At 59.3% G+C, this 16,066-nt stretch carries 15 protein-coding genes and 1 pseudogene; 6 read left to right on the top strand and 10 right to left on the bottom strand.

Going from position 1 to position 16,066, the window contains the following annotated elements; translation table 11 throughout:
- Positions 1–2: 2 nt before the first annotated feature.
- Genes ACR0BA_RS05595 through ACR0BA_RS05580 form a run of 4 tightly spaced genes read left to right on the top strand, consistent with a single transcriptional unit; the run spans position 3 to position 3,902 of the window.
- On the top strand, positions 3–1,001 hold the full coding sequence (locus ACR0BA_RS05595; protein ID WP_170357453.1) for an ABC transporter permease: 999 nt from the start codon (positions 3–5) through the stop codon (positions 999–1,001).
- Positions 998–2,098 carry a mandelate racemase/muconate lactonizing enzyme family protein gene (locus ACR0BA_RS05590; protein ID WP_170442262.1) on the top strand — a complete coding sequence of 367 codons (1,101 nt, stop codon included), beginning with the start codon at positions 998–1,000 and terminating at the stop codon, positions 2,096–2,098. The genes ACR0BA_RS05595 and ACR0BA_RS05590 overlap by 4 nt, the downstream gene beginning before the upstream one ends.
- Complete coding sequence (locus tag ACR0BA_RS05585) at positions 2,095–3,135, top strand: zinc-dependent alcohol dehydrogenase (protein ID WP_480726846.1); 1,041 nt, start codon at positions 2,095–2,097, stop codon at positions 3,133–3,135. Before ACR0BA_RS05590 ends, ACR0BA_RS05585 begins: the two co-directional genes overlap by 4 nt.
- On the top strand, positions 3,132–3,902 hold the full coding sequence (locus ACR0BA_RS05580; protein ID WP_480726845.1) for an SDR family oxidoreductase: 771 nt from the start codon (positions 3,132–3,134) through the stop codon (positions 3,900–3,902). Before ACR0BA_RS05585 ends, ACR0BA_RS05580 begins: the two co-directional genes overlap by 4 nt.
- Positions 3,903–3,932: 30 nt before the next feature.
- Here ACR0BA_RS05580 and ACR0BA_RS05575 read toward each other — a convergent pair whose 3' ends face one another.
- The 7 genes from ACR0BA_RS05575 to ACR0BA_RS05545 all read right to left on the bottom strand — a co-directional run bounded on the left by ACR0BA_RS05575 (position 3,933) and on the right by ACR0BA_RS05545 (position 10,694).
- Positions 3,933–4,352: a secondary thiamine-phosphate synthase enzyme YjbQ gene (locus ACR0BA_RS05575; RefSeq protein ID WP_480726843.1), complete on the bottom strand. Its 420-nt coding sequence runs from the start codon at positions 4,350–4,352 to the stop codon at positions 3,933–3,935.
- Between the two features lie 111 nt (positions 4,353–4,463).
- Positions 4,464–5,327, bottom strand: a complete 864-nt coding sequence (locus ACR0BA_RS05570) for a sugar phosphate isomerase/epimerase family protein (protein WP_480726842.1) — start codon at positions 5,325–5,327, stop codon at positions 4,464–4,466.
- Positions 5,328–5,338: 11 nt separating this feature from the next.
- Complete coding sequence (locus ACR0BA_RS05565; RefSeq protein WP_170419398.1) at positions 5,339–6,229, bottom strand: NAD(P)-dependent oxidoreductase; 891 nt, start codon at positions 6,227–6,229, stop codon at positions 5,339–5,341.
- 223 nt (positions 6,230–6,452) lie between these two features.
- Positions 6,453–7,634: a mannonate dehydratase gene (uxuA, locus tag ACR0BA_RS05560; protein ID WP_480726840.1), complete on the bottom strand. Its 1,182-nt coding sequence runs from the start codon at positions 7,632–7,634 to the stop codon at positions 6,453–6,455.
- A complete protein-coding gene (locus ACR0BA_RS05555) occupies positions 7,631–8,683 on the bottom strand; it encodes a Gfo/Idh/MocA family protein (protein WP_480726839.1) in 1,053 nt (350 codons plus the stop codon). The genes uxuA and ACR0BA_RS05555 overlap by 4 nt, the downstream gene beginning before the upstream one ends.
- On the bottom strand, positions 8,680–9,681 hold the full coding sequence (locus ACR0BA_RS05550) for a Gfo/Idh/MocA family protein (protein WP_480726837.1): 1,002 nt from the start codon (positions 9,679–9,681) through the stop codon (positions 8,680–8,682). The genes ACR0BA_RS05555 and ACR0BA_RS05550 overlap by 4 nt, the downstream gene beginning before the upstream one ends.
- Positions 9,678–10,694 carry a Gfo/Idh/MocA family protein gene (locus ACR0BA_RS05545; RefSeq protein ID WP_480726836.1) on the bottom strand — a complete coding sequence of 339 codons (1,017 nt, stop codon included), beginning with the start codon at positions 10,692–10,694 and terminating at the stop codon, positions 9,678–9,680. Before ACR0BA_RS05545 ends, ACR0BA_RS05550 begins: the two co-directional genes overlap by 4 nt.
- A 123-nt stretch (positions 10,695–10,817) precedes the next feature.
- Between ACR0BA_RS05545 and uxaC the strand changes: the two genes are divergently transcribed.
- Both uxaC and ACR0BA_RS05535 read left to right on the top strand, forming a co-directional pair.
- Complete coding sequence (gene uxaC, locus ACR0BA_RS05540; protein WP_480727464.1) at positions 10,818–12,161, top strand: glucuronate isomerase; 1,344 nt, start codon at positions 10,818–10,820, stop codon at positions 12,159–12,161.
- Positions 12,162–13,358, top strand: a complete 1,197-nt coding sequence (locus ACR0BA_RS05535; protein ID WP_480726835.1) for a mannitol dehydrogenase family protein — start codon at positions 12,162–12,164, stop codon at positions 13,356–13,358.
- Here ACR0BA_RS05535 and ACR0BA_RS05530 read toward each other — a convergent pair.
- From ACR0BA_RS05530 to ACR0BA_RS05520, 3 genes and pseudogenes are all read right to left on the bottom strand, one after another.
- Positions 13,345–14,208: a sugar kinase gene (locus ACR0BA_RS05530; RefSeq protein ID WP_480726834.1), complete on the bottom strand. Its 864-nt coding sequence runs from the start codon at positions 14,206–14,208 to the stop codon at positions 13,345–13,347. The genes ACR0BA_RS05535 and ACR0BA_RS05530 overlap by 14 nt on opposite strands.
- Positions 14,205–15,086 carry a DMT family transporter gene (locus ACR0BA_RS05525; RefSeq protein ID WP_170368255.1) on the bottom strand — a complete coding sequence of 294 codons (882 nt, stop codon included), beginning with the start codon at positions 15,084–15,086 and terminating at the stop codon, positions 14,205–14,207. Before ACR0BA_RS05525 ends, ACR0BA_RS05530 begins: the two co-directional genes overlap by 4 nt.
- 3 nt (positions 15,087–15,089) lie before the next feature.
- Positions 15,090–16,001: pseudogene (locus ACR0BA_RS05520) on the bottom strand (NAD(P)-dependent oxidoreductase); the annotation flags it as partial.
- Between the last annotated feature and the right edge of the window lie 65 nt (positions 16,002–16,066).

The following is a 16,066-nucleotide window of genomic DNA, read 5'->3' as shown; positions in this document are numbered from 1 at the left end:
CGATGTTGGATGAAACGGCTTTTGACCTTCGAAAGTACCTTCGGCGCAATTCGGCCTCGGTGACGGTGTGGATCGCACTGCTTGCTTTGATCCTTTTTGGGCTGATGCGCTATGACAACTTTGGCAGTGCCTACAATTTCTCGTCTTTCCTGAACTACAACGCGATGTTCATCGCGATTGCGCTGGGCATGTGCTTCGTGATCATGACCGGCGGGATTGATCTGTCGGTTGGATCCGTGGCGGCCTTTACGTCGGTCGTTGCGGCTTATCTCAGCCCATACGGGATTCAGGTTGCCCTGCCGGGGGCCGTGCTTGCCGGGATTGGTTTCGGAGCGATCAACGCCTTTTGCATCATCGTCCTTCGCATCCCGCCTTTCATCGCCACGCTGGCCACCATGCTGGCCGCAAAAGGCGGCGCATTGGTGATTTCGGGCGCCCAGACAATTTCGGTCGATTGGGGGTCGAACTTCACCAAGCTTGGCATGGGGCAGGCGTTCGGCCTGTTTCCATGGGCAATCGTCATCGTGGCCGGACTGACGCTGGCACTTTGGCTGGTGCTGGAAAGAACAACCATCGGGCGGACCGTCTTGGCGATCGGTGGCAGCGAGGATGCCTCGAACCTCATGGGTCTGAAGGTGAACCGCGCCAAGGCTTTCGTCTACCTGCTTTCGGGTGGCTGTGCCGGGCTGGCTGGCGTCTTTCTGGCCTCGGGTTTTGGAGCAGGACAACCCCTTGAGGGCATCGGATGGGAATTGTCGGCCATCGCGTCCGTCGTTGTGGGCGGCACCTTGTTGACAGGTGGGATGGGGTCGATCCCTGCAACCGTGGCCGGAGCGCTTTTGCTGGGTCTGGTGTTCAACGTTCTGAACTTTGAAAACGGTCAGGGCACCATCAGTTTCAGCGCCTATTGGCAGATGGTTATACGTGGAGGCTTTCTTTTTGCGGTCATCCTTTTACAGTCTCGGGTTATTGCCAGGCAGCAGAAGGTCTTGGGTTCGTGAATCGCATAGAAAGTGTTTCAGCGCGGCTGTTCAACGTCCCGCTCGCCGAAGTCCTGGTCGATGCCAAACACGGGGATCACACGTTCTTTCAATTGATCACCGTCACCATTCAAACGACGGATGGGGTCGAGGGGGTTGGGTATACCTATACGGGCGGCAAGGGCGGTCATGCCATCTTGGCGATGATCCAGCATGATCTGGCACCGTTCCTTGTAGGACAAGACGCGGAACAGATCGAAAGCCTGTACGATGCCATGCAGTGGCACGTGCACTACGTCGCACGGGGTGGGATAGCCTCGTTCGCTATCTCGGCCGTGGATATTGCCCTTTGGGACATTCGTGGCAGAGCGCAGAATGCACCGCTGTGGCAAATGGCGGGCGGAGCGTCCAGACGGTGCAAGGCCTACGCCGGCGGGATCGACCTGAATTTCTCGTTGGAGAAACTGCTGCGCCAGACCGAAGGCTACCTTGCGCGTGGGTTCAACGCGGTCAAGATCAAGGTTGGGCAACCGGATCTTGCCGACGATCTTGCACGTGCCCGGGCAGTGCGCGAGATGCTGGGGCCGGACCGGTTCTTCATGGTCGACGCGAATTACTCCATGAGCGTCGAGCAGGCCATCGAGGCCGCCCAGGGGTTCGCCGACTGCGATATCCTGTGGTTCGAGGAGCCGACAATTCCAGACGATTACAAAGGCTATGGCCGAATTGCCGAAGCCACGGGCGTTCCCCTTGCCATGGGTGAAAACCTGCACACGATTCACGAATTCGAGTATGCCTTCGATGACGCCAAGCTGAGTTTCATCCAGCCCGATGCCTCAAACTGTGGCGGCATTACCGGCTGGTTGCGCGTGGCCGCGCTAAGCGCCCAGCACGGCATTCCGGTTTGTAGCCATGGTATGCAGGAGCTGCACGTCAGCCTTGTTTCGGCGCAACCCAATTCGGGTTGGCTGGAAGTACACTCATTCCCGATAGACCAGTACACGACCCGTCCGCTTGTCGTGGAAGACTACCTGGCCGTGGCCCCGGATACGCCGGGGACCGGAGTGGAATTCGACTGGGACAAACTGAATGCGGAACACAGGGAGATGCATACATGACGACCCAGACGATCTCTGCGGCGTACTACAGGGGCAACAAGAGCTTTGCCGTGGAACAGGCCCAGGCGACGGCTCCGGGCGCTGGCGAGGCCGCCATTCGCGTTGCGTATTGCGGGATATGCGGGACGGATATGCATGTCTACCACGGCAACATGGATGCCCGTGTCGGCCTGAACCGGGTAATCGGGCACGAGATGTCCGGTGTCGTCGAAGCGGTGGGCGCGGGCGTCGATACTGTAAAACCCGGCCAGAAGGTCGTGGTCCGACCGCTTGATCACTGCGGCGAATGCCCGGCCTGCAAACGGGGGCATCAGCATATCTGCCAGAACCTCAAGTTTCTCGGCCTCGATACCGATGGTGCCATGCAAGAGATCTGGACCGTTCCGGCCCACACCTTGCACGTTCTACCGGATGACTTGCGCATGGATCACGCGGCGCTGATCGAGCCGGTCGCCGTTGCTTGCCACGATGTGCGGCTGTCTGGACTGCAACCTGGCGAGGACGTCGTCGTCATCGGCGGTGGCCCGATTGGCATCCTGGTTGCCATGGTTGCGCGGGACGCGGGCGGAAACGTCGTGATTTCCGAAGTGAATCCGAACCGTCTGGCGATCGCAGAAAGACTTGGCTTTGATACGATCAACCCAACCGAGACCGATCTGGTGTCCACAATCAACGCGCGCACGGGCGACAAAGGGGCGGATGTGGTTTTCGAGGTATCGGGAACGCAGCCCGGTGTTGATGCGATGACCGCCGTTGCCGCGACGCGGGCCCGGATCGTGATGGTCGCGATTCATGCTCAAAAGCCCCAGATCGACCTGTTCCAATTCTTCTGGCGAGAGCTGCAACTGATCGGTGCTCGGGTCTATGAGCCGGAGGATTACGATAAGGCGATCGCAGTTGTCGCCTCGGGCGGAGTGGACGCGGATGTCGTGATCACTGATGTCAGCCCTCTGGCAGACATTCAGGCCGCGTTCGAAGCACTGGATCGCAGCCCAACCGCAATGAAAAGCCTGATCGAAGTAGGACCGCGTTCATGAGTGTTTTGCAAAGTTTCGACCTGACGGGGAAAACGGCCCTTGTGACCGGGTGCAAACGCGGCATCGGGCGCGGTATGGCCGAGGCATTGGCATCGGCCGGAGCTGATATCATCGGAGTGTCGGCCTCGCTTGAACTGTCCGGGTCAGAGGTCGAAAAAGCCGTCACGGCTATGGGGCGCAGTTTCCGGGCTTACCAATGCGACTTCTCGGACCGCTCCGCGTTGCATGGGTTCATTGATCAGTTGAGGGCCGACGGACAAACTCCTGATATCCTTGTCAACAATGCCGGTACGATCAAACGCAAACCTGCTGCCGAACACCCGGACAACTGGTGGGACGAAGTGATTGAGGTCAACCTGTCCTCGCAGTTTGTTCTGTCCCGCGAGATCGGCAAGGACATGCTGGCGCGCGGCTCGGGGAAGATCATCTTCACCGCATCGCTGCTGACGTTTCAGGGCGGCATCACCGTTCCCGGATATGCGGCCTCGAAAGGTGGTATCGGACAGCTGACGAAGGCCCTGGCCAATGAGTGGGCCGGGCAGGGTGTGAACGTGAATGCAATCGCCCCCGGCTACATCGCGACCGACAACACACAAGCCCTGCAGGACGATCCGGTTCGGTCGAAGTCGATCCTGGAACGAACACCCCAGGGCCGTTGGGGTACGCCAGGTGATTTTGCTGGACCTGTAGTCTTTCTGGCTTCTGCAGCGTCGGACTACGTCAACGGTGAAATCCTTGTTGTCGACGGGGGCTGGATGGGGCGGTAGCACCGTCAACGCTCCATGTGACCCAAGGCCTCAAGTCCCGATGTAGTGAACCTTCAATCGCCGCGTCTTTTGTGCCTCGCGATGTTCGAACAGGTACAGGCTTTGAACGCGGCCCAGCGGAAGCTGTCCCTGTTCGACCGGTATCGACACCTGCGTTTGCGTCAACAGCGCCCGCAGATGCGATGGCGCGTTGTCGTCTTCGCTCGGGCGGTGGTGATACTTGCCTGGTGACTTGGGGACCAGTTCTTCGAAGAACGTCTCGATATCCCTGACCACCTCGGGATCGGCATTGGCCTGCACCAACAGCGCAGCCCCCGTGTGGACGCACCAAAGGGTCAGCAGGCCCGAGACAAACTCATGTTCGGAAACCGCACGCTGAACCACCCCGCTGATGTCGGTCAGGGATTTGCCGGGCGTTTCAATGGACAATTCAAAAAACTCTTGCTTCATCCATCAGATCCTTTCCTTGATTTTGCGGGAGTGTGCCCAGCTTTCCGCGCCCCATCCGGCATTCAACTTGGAGGCTTAAGTATCTGATTTGTAACACTCTAGAGCTTTCATTCATGCAAACAGGCTTTTGAACCTGTCTATGCACAGACGAAACCCATCTTCGAAATTTCCGTTTCCGGGATGATAAACGCTTTCGAAGGAAATCACGCCATCGTAGCCGTCGGATCTGAGCGCGTCGGCGATGGGTTGGAACAGAGGCGCAAGCTGACCTTCCCCCATGCGGCGCACTTCCAGAGTTGCCCTTGGCGTGTCGACCTTTACGTCCTTGATGTGAATGTGCCCCAGATAGCCGCCGCGCAGTTCTTCGTAACCGTCCGGGTATGCCAGTTCATGGCACCAGCAGTTGTTTCCGGGGTCCCAAAGAACTTTCAACGCATCCTTTGCATCCAACTCGTCGATCAGTTTGCGGGCGGTATAGTTCGAATTGACCAGCGTGCCGTTTCCTGTTTCCACGACAAGCGTCACGCCCTCAGCCCTGGCCAGTTCAACCGCCGGCGCGATCAGCGGTGGCATCGAGTCCCATACCCCATGCGCCACGTTCCACTTCTCGGCGCCGTTTTTTCCCCAGAGTATCTGCTCTTTTCGTTGGGTCATGATCCGAACCAGCGGAGACCCCACGATATGCGCCATGTCGATCACGCGTTTCAGCGCGTCCATGTGTCGGGTGTGCAGGTCGTCACCGGGCCTGTTGGCAGCCGTCATCCCCGCGAAGATATGGCGCGACAGACAGGACACAGGCTTGCCCCGGTCGCGCAAGAGCGCGTCGATCTCGGCAATTTCCTGCGGGGAATGGTCCCCGACCTCGGTGTCGCCCACGAACTGAAGCTCTGCATAGTCCAGACCGAATTCGTCCATCACGTCCACGGCATGCCGCAGATCGCGGGAAATGCCGTCGCAAATTACACCTAATTTCATGTCCGGCCCCCTCAGCGATGCAATTCTGCGCCAACGATCTCTTCGATGACGCGGGTACACACCCAGTTGTCGCCGTTCGGGTATTTGGTTTTTCCGGCGTGAAAGATCTGCATGGCGGACGAGGCGGTATGCATTGGAACGCCCAACGCACCGGCCAGGGCCAGAGAGATCGTCAGGTCCTTGTGCATCGTTGCGATATGGCTGCCAGTGGCTTCGAACTTGCGATCAATGATGTTTTCAAGGGCGGTATTCACAACACCACATCCCGCGCTAGACGATGAGAACACGTCAAGCAATGCTTGACCGCTGACACCGGCTTTGGCCGCCAGGGCCGCAGCCTCGAATGTGGCGGAAAAGATCGATCCGATCAGGGATTGCAGGCAGGCTTTCACGGTTTGCCCGTCACCGGCGTTTTCTCCAACCCGGTGTATGGTTGCCGACACTGCTTGCATGACTTCGGCATTTTGGTCCAGCACATCAGCAGCACCGGCAGCCATCATCGTCAATGTGCCGTTCTGCGCGCCGGGAAACCCACCCGAGACCGGAGTGTCGATCAGGTTGATGCCCGAACCCTCCATGTCTCGCCCGATGGCGCTTGCTTCGGCCGGGGTAATGGTCGCCGACAGGATCACAGTTCCGCCTTCGGCCATGTTCGCAACCAGTCCGTTTTCTCCCAGAATGACATCGCGGGCCTGATCTCCGTTCATCACCATGACGAACACGCTGGCGGCGTGACGGCCGACCTGTCCCACGCTGTCCCTGGCCAGGCCGCCCATGTCGGTAAATGCCGTCATACGCGTCTCACTCAAGTCGAAACCAGATGTTTCAAAGCCATTCTTGATCAGGTTCTTGGCAAGGCCGCTGCCCATGTCGCCAAGACCGATTACGCCTGCGGTTTTCATTTGGAGTCCTCCCGTTCTTTCGTCTTTGCCGTCTGGCAGACGTTTCGAAAAATGATGCCATAAGGCGTCGGTTTTCGCGGGAGTTTCACGCGTCTTGAACAGACGTCGGGCGAGTCCGGAAGACACCCCGCTGCCCGTTTACGTGCCGTAAGTAAACGAAGAATGCGGCGTTCAGGCAAGCAAAGAAGTGGTGCGGCGGAAAGAAACCGCCTGATCCGACGCGTTACAAGAACGCCGCCATGATGCCGCGCAGTTCGGCCAACCCGCGCATTCGTCCGATCAGCGGATAGCCGGGAGTGCTGTGTCCGCCCAGATCGCTCAGCAGCTCTTGTCCGTGGTCGGGTCGCATCGGAATTTGCCAGTCGTCTCGCCCTTGGGATTTGCGGCGGCGTTGTTCGTCCATCAGCTCGCGAATGGTTCCGACCATGTCGGTGTCGCCCTCCAGATGCGCAGCCTCATAGAAATCCGGCTTCTGTCTGTCCGACCCCGCGATGCGTCGGGTATTCCGAAGATGGACAAAGTGAATCCGGTCGCCATGCCGGCGCACGAACTCCGGCCCATCGAATTCAGGGGAAACACCCAGCGATCCGGTACACAAAGTTGCGCCGTTCGCGGGCATATCAACCGCATCCAGTACGGCGCCGTAGTTCTCGGTACTGGACATGATCCTTGGAAGACCGAGCAACGAGAAGGGCGGATCATCGGGATGACAGCACAAGCGCAGCCCCAATTGTTGGGCGACCGGGGCGACCTCAGACAGGAAGTCGATGAGGTTTGCGCGCAGTCGGTCACGGTCTATCTCGGCATATGTCTGCAGCAAGGCGCGTACGTCCTCTACGCTCCACTGATCGTTGGCGCCGGGCAGCCCCGCGGTGACATTGTGCTGCAACTGGGCCTTGGAGGCATCCGACATGCCTATGAAGCGATCCTTGGCCGCTTGCTGAACGGCGTTGGAGTAGTCTTCGGACGCGCCGGGACGTTCAAGAATATGTATGTCGAAAACTGCAAAATCGGTCAGGTCGAACAGCATGGCCGTTCCGCCATGCGGCTGCAGGGCGCGAAGGGCGGTGCGCGTCCAATCCAGGATCGGCATGAAGTTGTAGCAAACAACTTTGATGCCACGGGCGGACAGGGCCCTGAGGCTGGACTTGTACGCCTGCAGATGCTCGGCCATGTCCGCCGACTGCGTCTTGATCGCCTCTGAGACGGGCAGGCTTTCGACAACGTCCCAACTGTACCCGTCCGCGGCCAGAACGGCCTGCCGGTCGGCGATGCTCTGTTCATTCCAGGGCTGTCCGGGCGGGATGTGATGCAGCGCGGTGACGATACCCTGAACCCCGACCTGATGGAGATCGGCCAGAGCGATCGGATCCTCGGGTCCGAACCAACGCCAACATTGTTTCATGGCAGCCATCCTTCATACAGCGGGTGATCGGGCCTGATGGGAAGGGCAACGCGCTGCCCGGTGCGCGCAGCGTGATAAGTCGCCGTCACAAGGCCGATGGACGCAGCGCCATCCTTCAGCGTAACGGCCGAATTTGCCTCGGACCGCAGCGCCTTGCCGACTTCGGTAAAAAAACCTTCGAACCCCGTTGGCTCGGCCGCAGCGGCGGCAAGAGCCTCGTCGACAGCGGCTTGATCTACGGGGTCCCGCGCGACGAAAGTCCAGGGCGTTTGACCCGGGGCATAGGGTTCGGTGCCAGAAGTGGCGGTCAGTTTTTCAAAGACGAACCGCAGGCGGGTTTCGTCCGTGGCTGCGCCCAAGGTGATATTGCTTGTGCACAAGGCTCCGGAAGTCATGCCAAAGCAGATCGCGGCGCAGTCTTCGGTCTCGATCGGGTTGACTCGCGTTGTGGTCATCGCAGACACCCAGGCGATATCACCCGCGATATGAGTCAGCAGATCATGGTTGTGGATGGCATGGCCCAGAACCGCGCCGCCGCGTTCACCGGCCCATGTCCCCCGCCACGGTACCGCGTAATAGTCCGCCCCTCGGGACCAATGGGTTTCAAGCGCGGCAGTTTGGACCGCTCCGGTCAGGCCCGCGCGTTGCAGGTGGCGCAATTGGGCCAGTGACGGGCCCCACCGGTATTGAAAGACCGGAAACACATGCTTGCCCGCGCTGCTTGCGGCTGCCGTGATCCGATTCACATCCTGCATCGAGGTCGCAAGAGGCTTTTCGCAGACAACGTGTTTTCCTGCGGCCAGTGCCGCAAGCGTGGTCGGTACATGCAGATGGGGCGGCAGGCAGATGTCGATGACATCAATCGTCGGATCATCCAGAGCGTCCTGAATGTTGGTCAATGCTCGAAAACCCGAGTTCTGCCGTATCTGTTCGATCCGGTCGATATTCTGGTCGACCACGGCGGCTACGCAAAAGGTGCGGTCAAGCCGTTCCAGAGCGTCCAGATGTTGCGCACCGATACCTGCGCCGAGGATCGCAACGTTGATCATCTGCGTTCCGCCATTTCCTGCGCGCGCAGAGCCAGTTCCATGACCGTAAAGCAGTGGGTCTGCGTCATTGCGGTTTCGGTCCGGTTGAGGATGTCATCGGCGAGGCGCGAAAAGTAGGGAAGGCCAGCGTCGGATGCGTCGATCTTTTGGCAGGTGTTACCATTGACGAGGATCAGATGATCTGTCCCCGGGGCTCCACCCACATCGACGTATTTCCGTAACTCGATGTATCCTTCGGTGCCTAGGATCGTCAGACGACCATCCCCCCAGTTTGGCAAGGCATCCGGCGTAAACCAGTCAACCCGGATGTACCCGGTTCCATTCTCGCTGCGCAGATTGATCTCGCCGAAATCCTGCAATCCGGGATCGCTCGGGTTTGCGTAGTTTGCCACATAAGCGTTTGTGATTTCGGCGGTTTTCGAACCCGTGTAGTGCAGGAACTGATCAATCTGATGCGAGGCGATGTCGGTCAGAATGCCGCCGTAGCAGTCGCGCCGAAAAAACCATTCCGGCCGGGTCGCCCGGTTCAATCGGTGCGGGCCAAGTCCGACCGTCTGGACCACGCGCCCGATGGCACCGGCCTCGACCAGCTCGATGGCCCGGGTGCTGACGGGCGTTTCGAACCGCTCCGAGAAGTTCACCGACCAGATCCGACCGGTGTCTGCGACCGCTCTTTTGATCTGGTCGAGTTGTTCGAACGTCGTGCAGCCCGGCTTGTCGCTCATGACATCCATGCCGTTCTGCATCGCGCGGACCGCCAACGCGGCCCTATCTGCCGGTATCGCTGAAATCAGCGCCAGATCCGCGCCGCAGGTCAGGGCGTCTTCCAGTTGGGCCAGCCGCGGAATATCGGGAAACCTTTTGACGTAGCCCGCCAGCGTCTCCTGATCGCCCTGTGTCCAATAGCCAACGCAGTCCACGCCGATTTTGCGCATGTTTTCCGTCATGCCATAGATATGGCGGTGGTCGAGGCCAAGGGCGACGCAGGTCAGGCTCATAAGATGACTCGTGTTTTCTGGCCGGTTCGATTGGCGATCTGCATCGCGTCGATGACGGCGTGGGTCAAAAGGGCACTGCGTCCGGTGGCCATAGGTTGTGTTCCACTGGAAACGGCCTTGGCGAAGTCCTCGATGACCGCCTGATGCCAGGCATGTGTGAACGCCATGGGATCGGCCCCTCCGCCTGTGGCGGCGGTTTCGCCGACCGTGGATTCCCGGCCGTCGAAAGTGGTCACGGTCAGGACACCTGACTCCAGATGCGCTTTGGCTAGGGTGCCTTGGATCGTGATGGACTCAGCAGACCCGGGATATTCGGCGGTAGTTGCCATCAACGTTCCCACCGCTCCGTTGTCCATTTCAAAGACTGCACCCGCCCAATCCTCAGCCTCGAGATCGTGTAGAGGAGTTTTTCTCATCACGGCCTGAATGTTCGAGATCGGCCCCAGCAGCCACATCGCAAGGTCAAGCGTGTGGATCGCCTGCGAGATCATGGCGCCGCCTCCGTCACGTGCGTAAGTGCCGCGCCCTGGCTCGTCATAGTAACTCTGATCACGCCACCAGGGGACACGGATCTCGACCGTGGCGATCGCGCCCAACTCACCCCGTTCAATGGCGGATTTCAGCGCCTGCGAGGCGGCGCGGGCGCGGTGCTGAAAGACGATGCCCAGCGGCACACCAGACACCTCGCACTGCTCGACAATGGCTTTCGCGGCGCCCAGTGTTCTTTCAATGGGCTTTTCCATCAGGATCGGTTTCGACGCGGTCGAAAGAATCCGTACCAACTCAGTGCGCTGATCGGGCGGGGTTGCGATGATCGCAAAGTCGACCTTTGGGTCGTTTGCGATTTTCTCGACCGAGACGAATGCGCGGGTCTCGTTTCGCCGAGCGAACGCAGCTGCCTTGTCAGGATTGCGCCCAAGGACTCCGGCAAGACTGAGGCCTTGATCCGATGCCCGAATGGCGGCGACATGCGTGCCGGAAACCATCCCCAAACCAATCAGCGCAATATTCATTCAATCCCCCGGATCACCCGGTCAGTCTGCGGGTTTGAACGGGAAAGATGCAACCATTAAAAACTGTGTTAACAATTGCGGGCAGCAGTATCGGAGGCAGAATTGACTGGCAATTTGAATGGGATGGCAGAAGACCTGTACCTGGGCATCAAGGACCTGCCGATCGTGTCTCCGCATGGTCACTGCGATCCGGGGTGGTTTGCATCCGATGCGCCGTTTCCCAACCCGGCAGAGCTGTTGGTGGTTCCCGACCATTACGTGTTCCGTAAGCTCTATTCGCAGGGCGTTCCCTTGTCGGAACTCGGCGTTGGGGAAGAGGGGCGAAAGAAGGATCCTCGCGCCGTTTTCCGCACATTTGCCGAACATTGGCATCTGTTTCTGGGAACGCCTTCCCGGATCTGGATGAACTACGTGCTGCATGAAACGCTGGGCGTGTCTGAAGAGTTGTCTTCGCGCACCGCAGATCTGATCTACGACAAGATCGCGGAAAAGCTGGCGCAACCCGATTTTCGCCCGAGGGCTTTGTTCGACAGGTTCGGGATCGAGGTGCTGGCCACCACGGATTCGGCTCTCGACACTCTCACACAGCATCAGGAGATCCGTGCAAGCGGTTGGGGCGGGCGGGTTGTTCCGACGTTCCGCCCGGACGGGGTCTTGGATGGGGCGGACCCGGAGTTCGTGCAGAACCTGAACAAGTTGGCCGAGCTGACAGGCTGCGATCTGGACAGCTATGATGGTTATCTCAACGCACTGCGGATGCGGCGAGCTTATTTCATCCAACTGCGCTGTACCGCCACCGACCACGGTATCGAACGTGTACAGACCGAGTGGCTTGAGGACCCGGATGCGCTGTACCAGCGGCTGAGACGGCGGGAAGGGACCGAACAGGACGCCCGCCGTTTCTACGGGCATATGCTGATCGAAATGGCGCAGATGTCTGTCGATGATGGTCTGACCATGCAGATACATGCAGGCAGCAAGCGCAACACGAACCACGCGTTATTGCGGGATTTCGGACGGGACAAGGGGGCCGACATTCCAATCGCGATGGATTGGGTCACGGGCCTTGAGGCGCTGTTGAACCGGGTCGGAAACTCGGCGGAACTGCGCATCATTCTGTTCACACTGGACGAAGGCACCTATGCCCGTGAACTGGCACCAATGGCGGGACATTGGCCGTGCCTTCGGATCGGGCCGCCCTGGTGGTTCCATGACAGTCCGGCTGGGATTGCGCGGTATTTTGATCAGGTCGTTGAAACGGCCGGATATTACAATCTTGCCGGATTCAATGACGACACGCGGGCTTTCCTGTCCATTCCTGCACGACACGACCTCTGGCGGCGGGGCGTGGCGATTCATTTGGCCGAGCAGGTTGCGCGCGGTTACTTCGGTCGGGACAGTGCCGAGCATCTTGCACGGTTGCTGGCGGTCGATCTGGCGAAACAGGTTTATGGATTGCAAAGCTAGATGGGTACACTTCTTCACTTCGGCCTCGGAAACTTTGCCCGGGCGCATTTGCTGGACTACACCGATCAAGCGGGCGGATGGGACGTTGTCGGCGTCAGCCTGCGTTCATCCTCGGTTCGGGATGGATTGGCCCGGCAGGGTTTCGAGTACGATCTGTGCGTGCAGGGGCAGGGCGTCCGGCGCATTAAAGCTCTTCGCGACGTTCTGGTCGCGCCCGAGGGTCGTGCAGCGATTTTCGATGCGATGACGGATGCCGAGATCATCTCGGCGACCGTGACCGAGAAAGGTTATCATCTTGATGCCTCGGGCAAGCTGAACCTCCAGGACCCGGCGATTGCCGCCGATCTGGCAGGGCAGGGGCCCGCGACTCTGATCGGGTTTTTGGCTTTTGGCCTTGCGGAACGGCGCAAACCTGTGACGGTGCTAAGCTGCGACAATCGTATGGAAAATGGCAAAACGCTCGAGACGGCCGTTTCCGATTTCGCGAAAGCAGCCGGTCTGGACGTCAATTGGGACGCCGTTCGCTTTCCCAACGCGATGGTCGACCGGATCACCCCGGCCACAACGGACGCTGTACGCGCAATCAGCGGTGACCCTATGGCCGTTCCGACCGAAGCGTTTTCGGAGTGGGTGATCGAAGACAGTTTCGCTGGCCCACATCCGGATTGGCCTGGCGTGCAACTGGTGGATGACGTAGCCCCTCACGAGATGCGAAAGCTGCGCATGTTGAACGGGGCCCATTCCCTGTTGGCTTATGCCGGGTTGGAGCGAGGCCTGACCTACGTCAACGAGGCGGTTCGAGACCCGGTTCTGCGCCCGCTGGTTTCCGAGTTGATGAAGGATGCGGGCGCAACTCTGCCTGCTGCGGTGCAAGCACAGGTTCCGGACTATGCCGAGGCTCTGTTGCGCCGCTTTGAAAACCCCGAGTTGGCGCATCGTCTGGACCAAATCGCGATGGATGGAAGCCAGAAGCTGCCGTATCGGTTTGTTCCCACACTTCGTGAGACCGGCTCTCAGGCGGTGATCGCGGGTATGCGGGCCTGGGTCTCCTATTGCCTGTCCGAGACCGCCAAGGGCAGGGCGCTGAACGATCCGTGCGCGTCGGAAATCGCTTTGGCTGCCAAGCAGCCAGATCCGCTAGTGCCGCTTTTGCGTCTTGTCGGAGCCGAGGATCTCGCGCCGCTTATCCGGGAATGATCGCGCCGCGGAACTGAACAACGGTGGATGCCAGATTGTGTCCAGCCATCAGGGCCTCGGCCTGTGATTTCCCAGTCAGCAACGCCGCGAGGTACCCACCGTTGAAACTGTCGCCCGCCGCGGTCGTATCCAGCACGTTTTTGGCAGACTCATAGGTTTGGTCAATGCTCTGACCAATGGACAGGGGGCCATTCTCTCCGCGCTTCAACGCGCCGACTCCGTGATGACCCGCAAAGCGTGCCGCCACCTGATCGGCGCTTTCCCCGAACAGTGCCATCTCGTCGTCGATGGATGGCAGGGCAATGTCAGCACGCCGCCAAAGCCGTTGATTGATCTGTCGGGCGTGTTCAACGCTGTCCCAAAGACGTGGACGAAAGTTGCTGTCATAGACCAACCGGACTGAAGCGCCTTCGAGCCAGTCCAGAAGCGCAAGCCTTACCGAATGCGGTAGAATGGCTACCGAAATACCCGACAAATACAGCACGTCATAACCGTTCAACGAGCTGAAATCGTGATCGGCAAAAAGCTGGCGGGCGGCCGCTTCGCTGCGCCAATAAGTAAAGCTGCGTTCACCGTCCGCAGAGGTGGTGATCGCGTACAGGCCCGGAGAGGCATTCGGAATGATGCGGATGCCGGATGTCCCGATGCCATGGCTGGCGATGAAGTCCGCGATGCGCCCCGAGAACGGGTCGTCGCCCAAACATGTCACATACTCCACCTGCAGATCAGGCGCTGCGCGGTGCATGTAGATGGCCGTGTTCAGCGTATCCCCCGCGACGCCCACCTTTGCGCCGGTTTCCAGCATGGACAATTCGATCATTGCTTCGCCGATGCAGGCAATTCGCGTCATTTCTTTTCTCTTTTCCAGATGATGAGACCGGCAGCCATGATCAGCGCAGCCCCTGCCAACGTGAATGCGTCCGGTACCGTGTCAAAGAACAGATAGCCCCAGATCGCAACGTAGATCAGGAACGAATAGGTGAATGGCATCAACTGGTTCGCCGTTCCGAAGCGATGCGCGTTCGTCAGCAGTTGATGCCCGCACCATCCAAAGACGCCAAGACTGATCAGGACGATCAGGCTCCAGGTGTTTTCCGGTTGGATCCAAAACCAGATGGCGAAGGGCAGCAGGACCACTGTACCGGTAAGTCCGAGGTAGAATTGCATGGTGTCCACGGCAACAACCCCCGACAGCCTGCGCGTCATGATCGAGTACAAGGCCAAAGCGGTGGCATTGTAGACGATCAGCAGCATGGTCAGATGAAAGGCCGAACCAAACGGCCGCACGACAACCAACACCCCTAGGAAGCCCAGGATGATAGCCGCCCAACGCCATGGTCCCACTCTCTCCTTCAATACGAAAACGGACAGGAAGCACACGATGACCGGGCTTGAGAACATGATTGCCGACACGACGGTCAGGGGCAAAAACCGCAGGGCATAAAAATTGAAAACGGTCGCCGAGATCAGCAGCAAGGCCCGGCTTATCACCTGCCAAGGGTGGTCCGTCTTGAACCGGCCGGCCTCGATCCCGCCCTTGGCGATCACGCCCACTGAGATCACGAAGTGCCCTGCATAGCGCATGAACGCCAATTGAAATGCCGGCACGCCGGCCAACGCCAACCATTTGGCCCCAAGGTCTACCAGCGAAAAGAACAGCCACGCCGTCAGCATCAGCACGATGCCCAGGCGCGGCAGGTCCGCAGTGGGGTTGGCGGTGACGGCCATCGATCAGGTGTTGAAACGCTTGACGTAGTAGTCAACCATCTGGCTGACCATGTCATCCGCCTGACCGTGGTCGCGCGCGTCGTTCAGCGCGGAAAGCGCGCCCTGCGACATCACGCTGGTAACGCCGGCCTCGCGCGCCATTCGATCATAATACCCAAGGTCTTTTGCCGCGTTCTTGATGGCAAAGGCCAGCTGGTTTGGATCATTCTCGACACCGTAGGCTTTGACGAAATCCATCATGCCGGAATGCAGCGGCCCTGCGGCCATAACGTCATACAGCTGCTTGCGGTCAACGCCGGTGATGTCAGCCATTGCAAAGGCTTCAGCCATCGCGTTCGCGACCGTCATGCCGAAGAAGTTGTTGATCAGCTTGATCGTATGTCCCGATCCGACAGGGCCCAGGTAAAACACGTTTTCACCCAGATCCTTCAGTGTCGGCTCGGCCTTGTCGAAGGCAGCCTTGTCGCCGGACGTCATGATGTTGAGTTTGCCTTCCAGCGCATGCGACGGCGTACGGCCAAGTGGCGCGTCAAGATAGCTTCCGCCGGCTGCGGCAACCTCCTCGGCCAGGGCGCGTGTACTGCCCGGAAGCGAGGTGCCAAAGTCGATGACGATCGCCCCGGGCTTCAGTCCCGCGATCACTCCATCAGCACCGCGCATACGGCCCTCGACCTGCTCGGACGTTCCCATGCACAGCATCACGATGTCGCTGGCCTGAGCCAGTTCCCGCGCGTTTTGCGCCTCGCGGGCGCCACGGTCAATCGCGGCATCCAGATGTGTGCGATCGCGGTTTCCCAACACCATGACCGAGTATCCCTGGTCCAACAGCCGGCTCACCATGGCTCCGCCCATGAGTCCCAGGCCGATAAACCCGATTGATGGTTTGCTCATTGGTTTCCCTTTCCGTGAATATGTCTGGTTTTCATTCTTGTGTCTGTCGCGGGCGGATTTGCAGTCTGATTGCTGATATTGCCCGGGGA

It is taken from the genome of Ruegeria sp. CI5 (assembly GCF_056536885.1).
The sequence above is the reverse complement of the archived record's forward strand: the minus strand, read 5'-3'. Positions and strand labels throughout refer to the sequence as shown.

Excerpts from the sequence above, each read along its gene's own strand:
- ACR0BA_RS05530 (WP_480726834.1), bottom strand. The coding sequence starts at position 14,208 with ATGACGCGAATTGCCTGCATCGGCGAAGCAATGATCGAATTGTCCATG.
- ACR0BA_RS05550 (WP_480726837.1), bottom strand. The coding sequence starts at position 9,681 with ATGAGCCTGACCTGCGTCGCCCTTGGCCTCGACCACCGCCATATCTAT.
- ACR0BA_RS05580 (WP_480726845.1), top strand. The coding sequence starts at position 3,132 with ATGAGTGTTTTGCAAAGTTTCGACCTGACGGGGAAAACGGCCCTTGTG.
- ACR0BA_RS05555 (WP_480726839.1), bottom strand. The coding sequence starts at position 8,683 with ATGATCAACGTTGCGATCCTCGGCGCAGGTATCGGTGCGCAACATCTG.
- ACR0BA_RS05565 (WP_170419398.1), bottom strand. The coding sequence starts at position 6,229 with ATGAAAACCGCAGGCGTAATCGGTCTTGGCGACATGGGCAGCGGCCTT.
- uxuA (WP_480726840.1), bottom strand. The coding sequence starts at position 7,634 with ATGAAACAATGTTGGCGTTGGTTCGGACCCGAGGATCCGATCGCTCTG.
- uxaC (WP_480727464.1), top strand. The coding sequence starts at position 10,818 with ATGGCAGAAGACCTGTACCTGGGCATCAAGGACCTGCCGATCGTGTCT.
- ACR0BA_RS05570 (WP_480726842.1), bottom strand. The coding sequence starts at position 5,327 with ATGAAATTAGGTGTAATTTGCGACGGCATTTCCCGCGATCTGCGGCAT.
- ACR0BA_RS05595 (WP_170357453.1), top strand. The coding sequence starts at position 3 with ATGTTGGATGAAACGGCTTTTGACCTTCGAAAGTACCTTCGGCGCAAT.
- ACR0BA_RS05525 (WP_170368255.1), bottom strand. The coding sequence starts at position 15,086 with ATGGCCGTCACCGCCAACCCCACTGCGGACCTGCCGCGCCTGGGCATC.
- ACR0BA_RS05545 (WP_480726836.1), bottom strand. The coding sequence starts at position 10,694 with ATGAATATTGCGCTGATTGGTTTGGGGATGGTTTCCGGCACGCATGTC.
- ACR0BA_RS05585 (WP_480726846.1), top strand. The coding sequence starts at position 2,095 with ATGACGACCCAGACGATCTCTGCGGCGTACTACAGGGGCAACAAGAGC.
- ACR0BA_RS05535 (WP_480726835.1), top strand. The coding sequence starts at position 12,162 with ATGGGTACACTTCTTCACTTCGGCCTCGGAAACTTTGCCCGGGCGCAT.
- ACR0BA_RS05575 (WP_480726843.1), bottom strand. The coding sequence starts at position 4,352 with ATGAAGCAAGAGTTTTTTGAATTGTCCATTGAAACGCCCGGCAAATCC.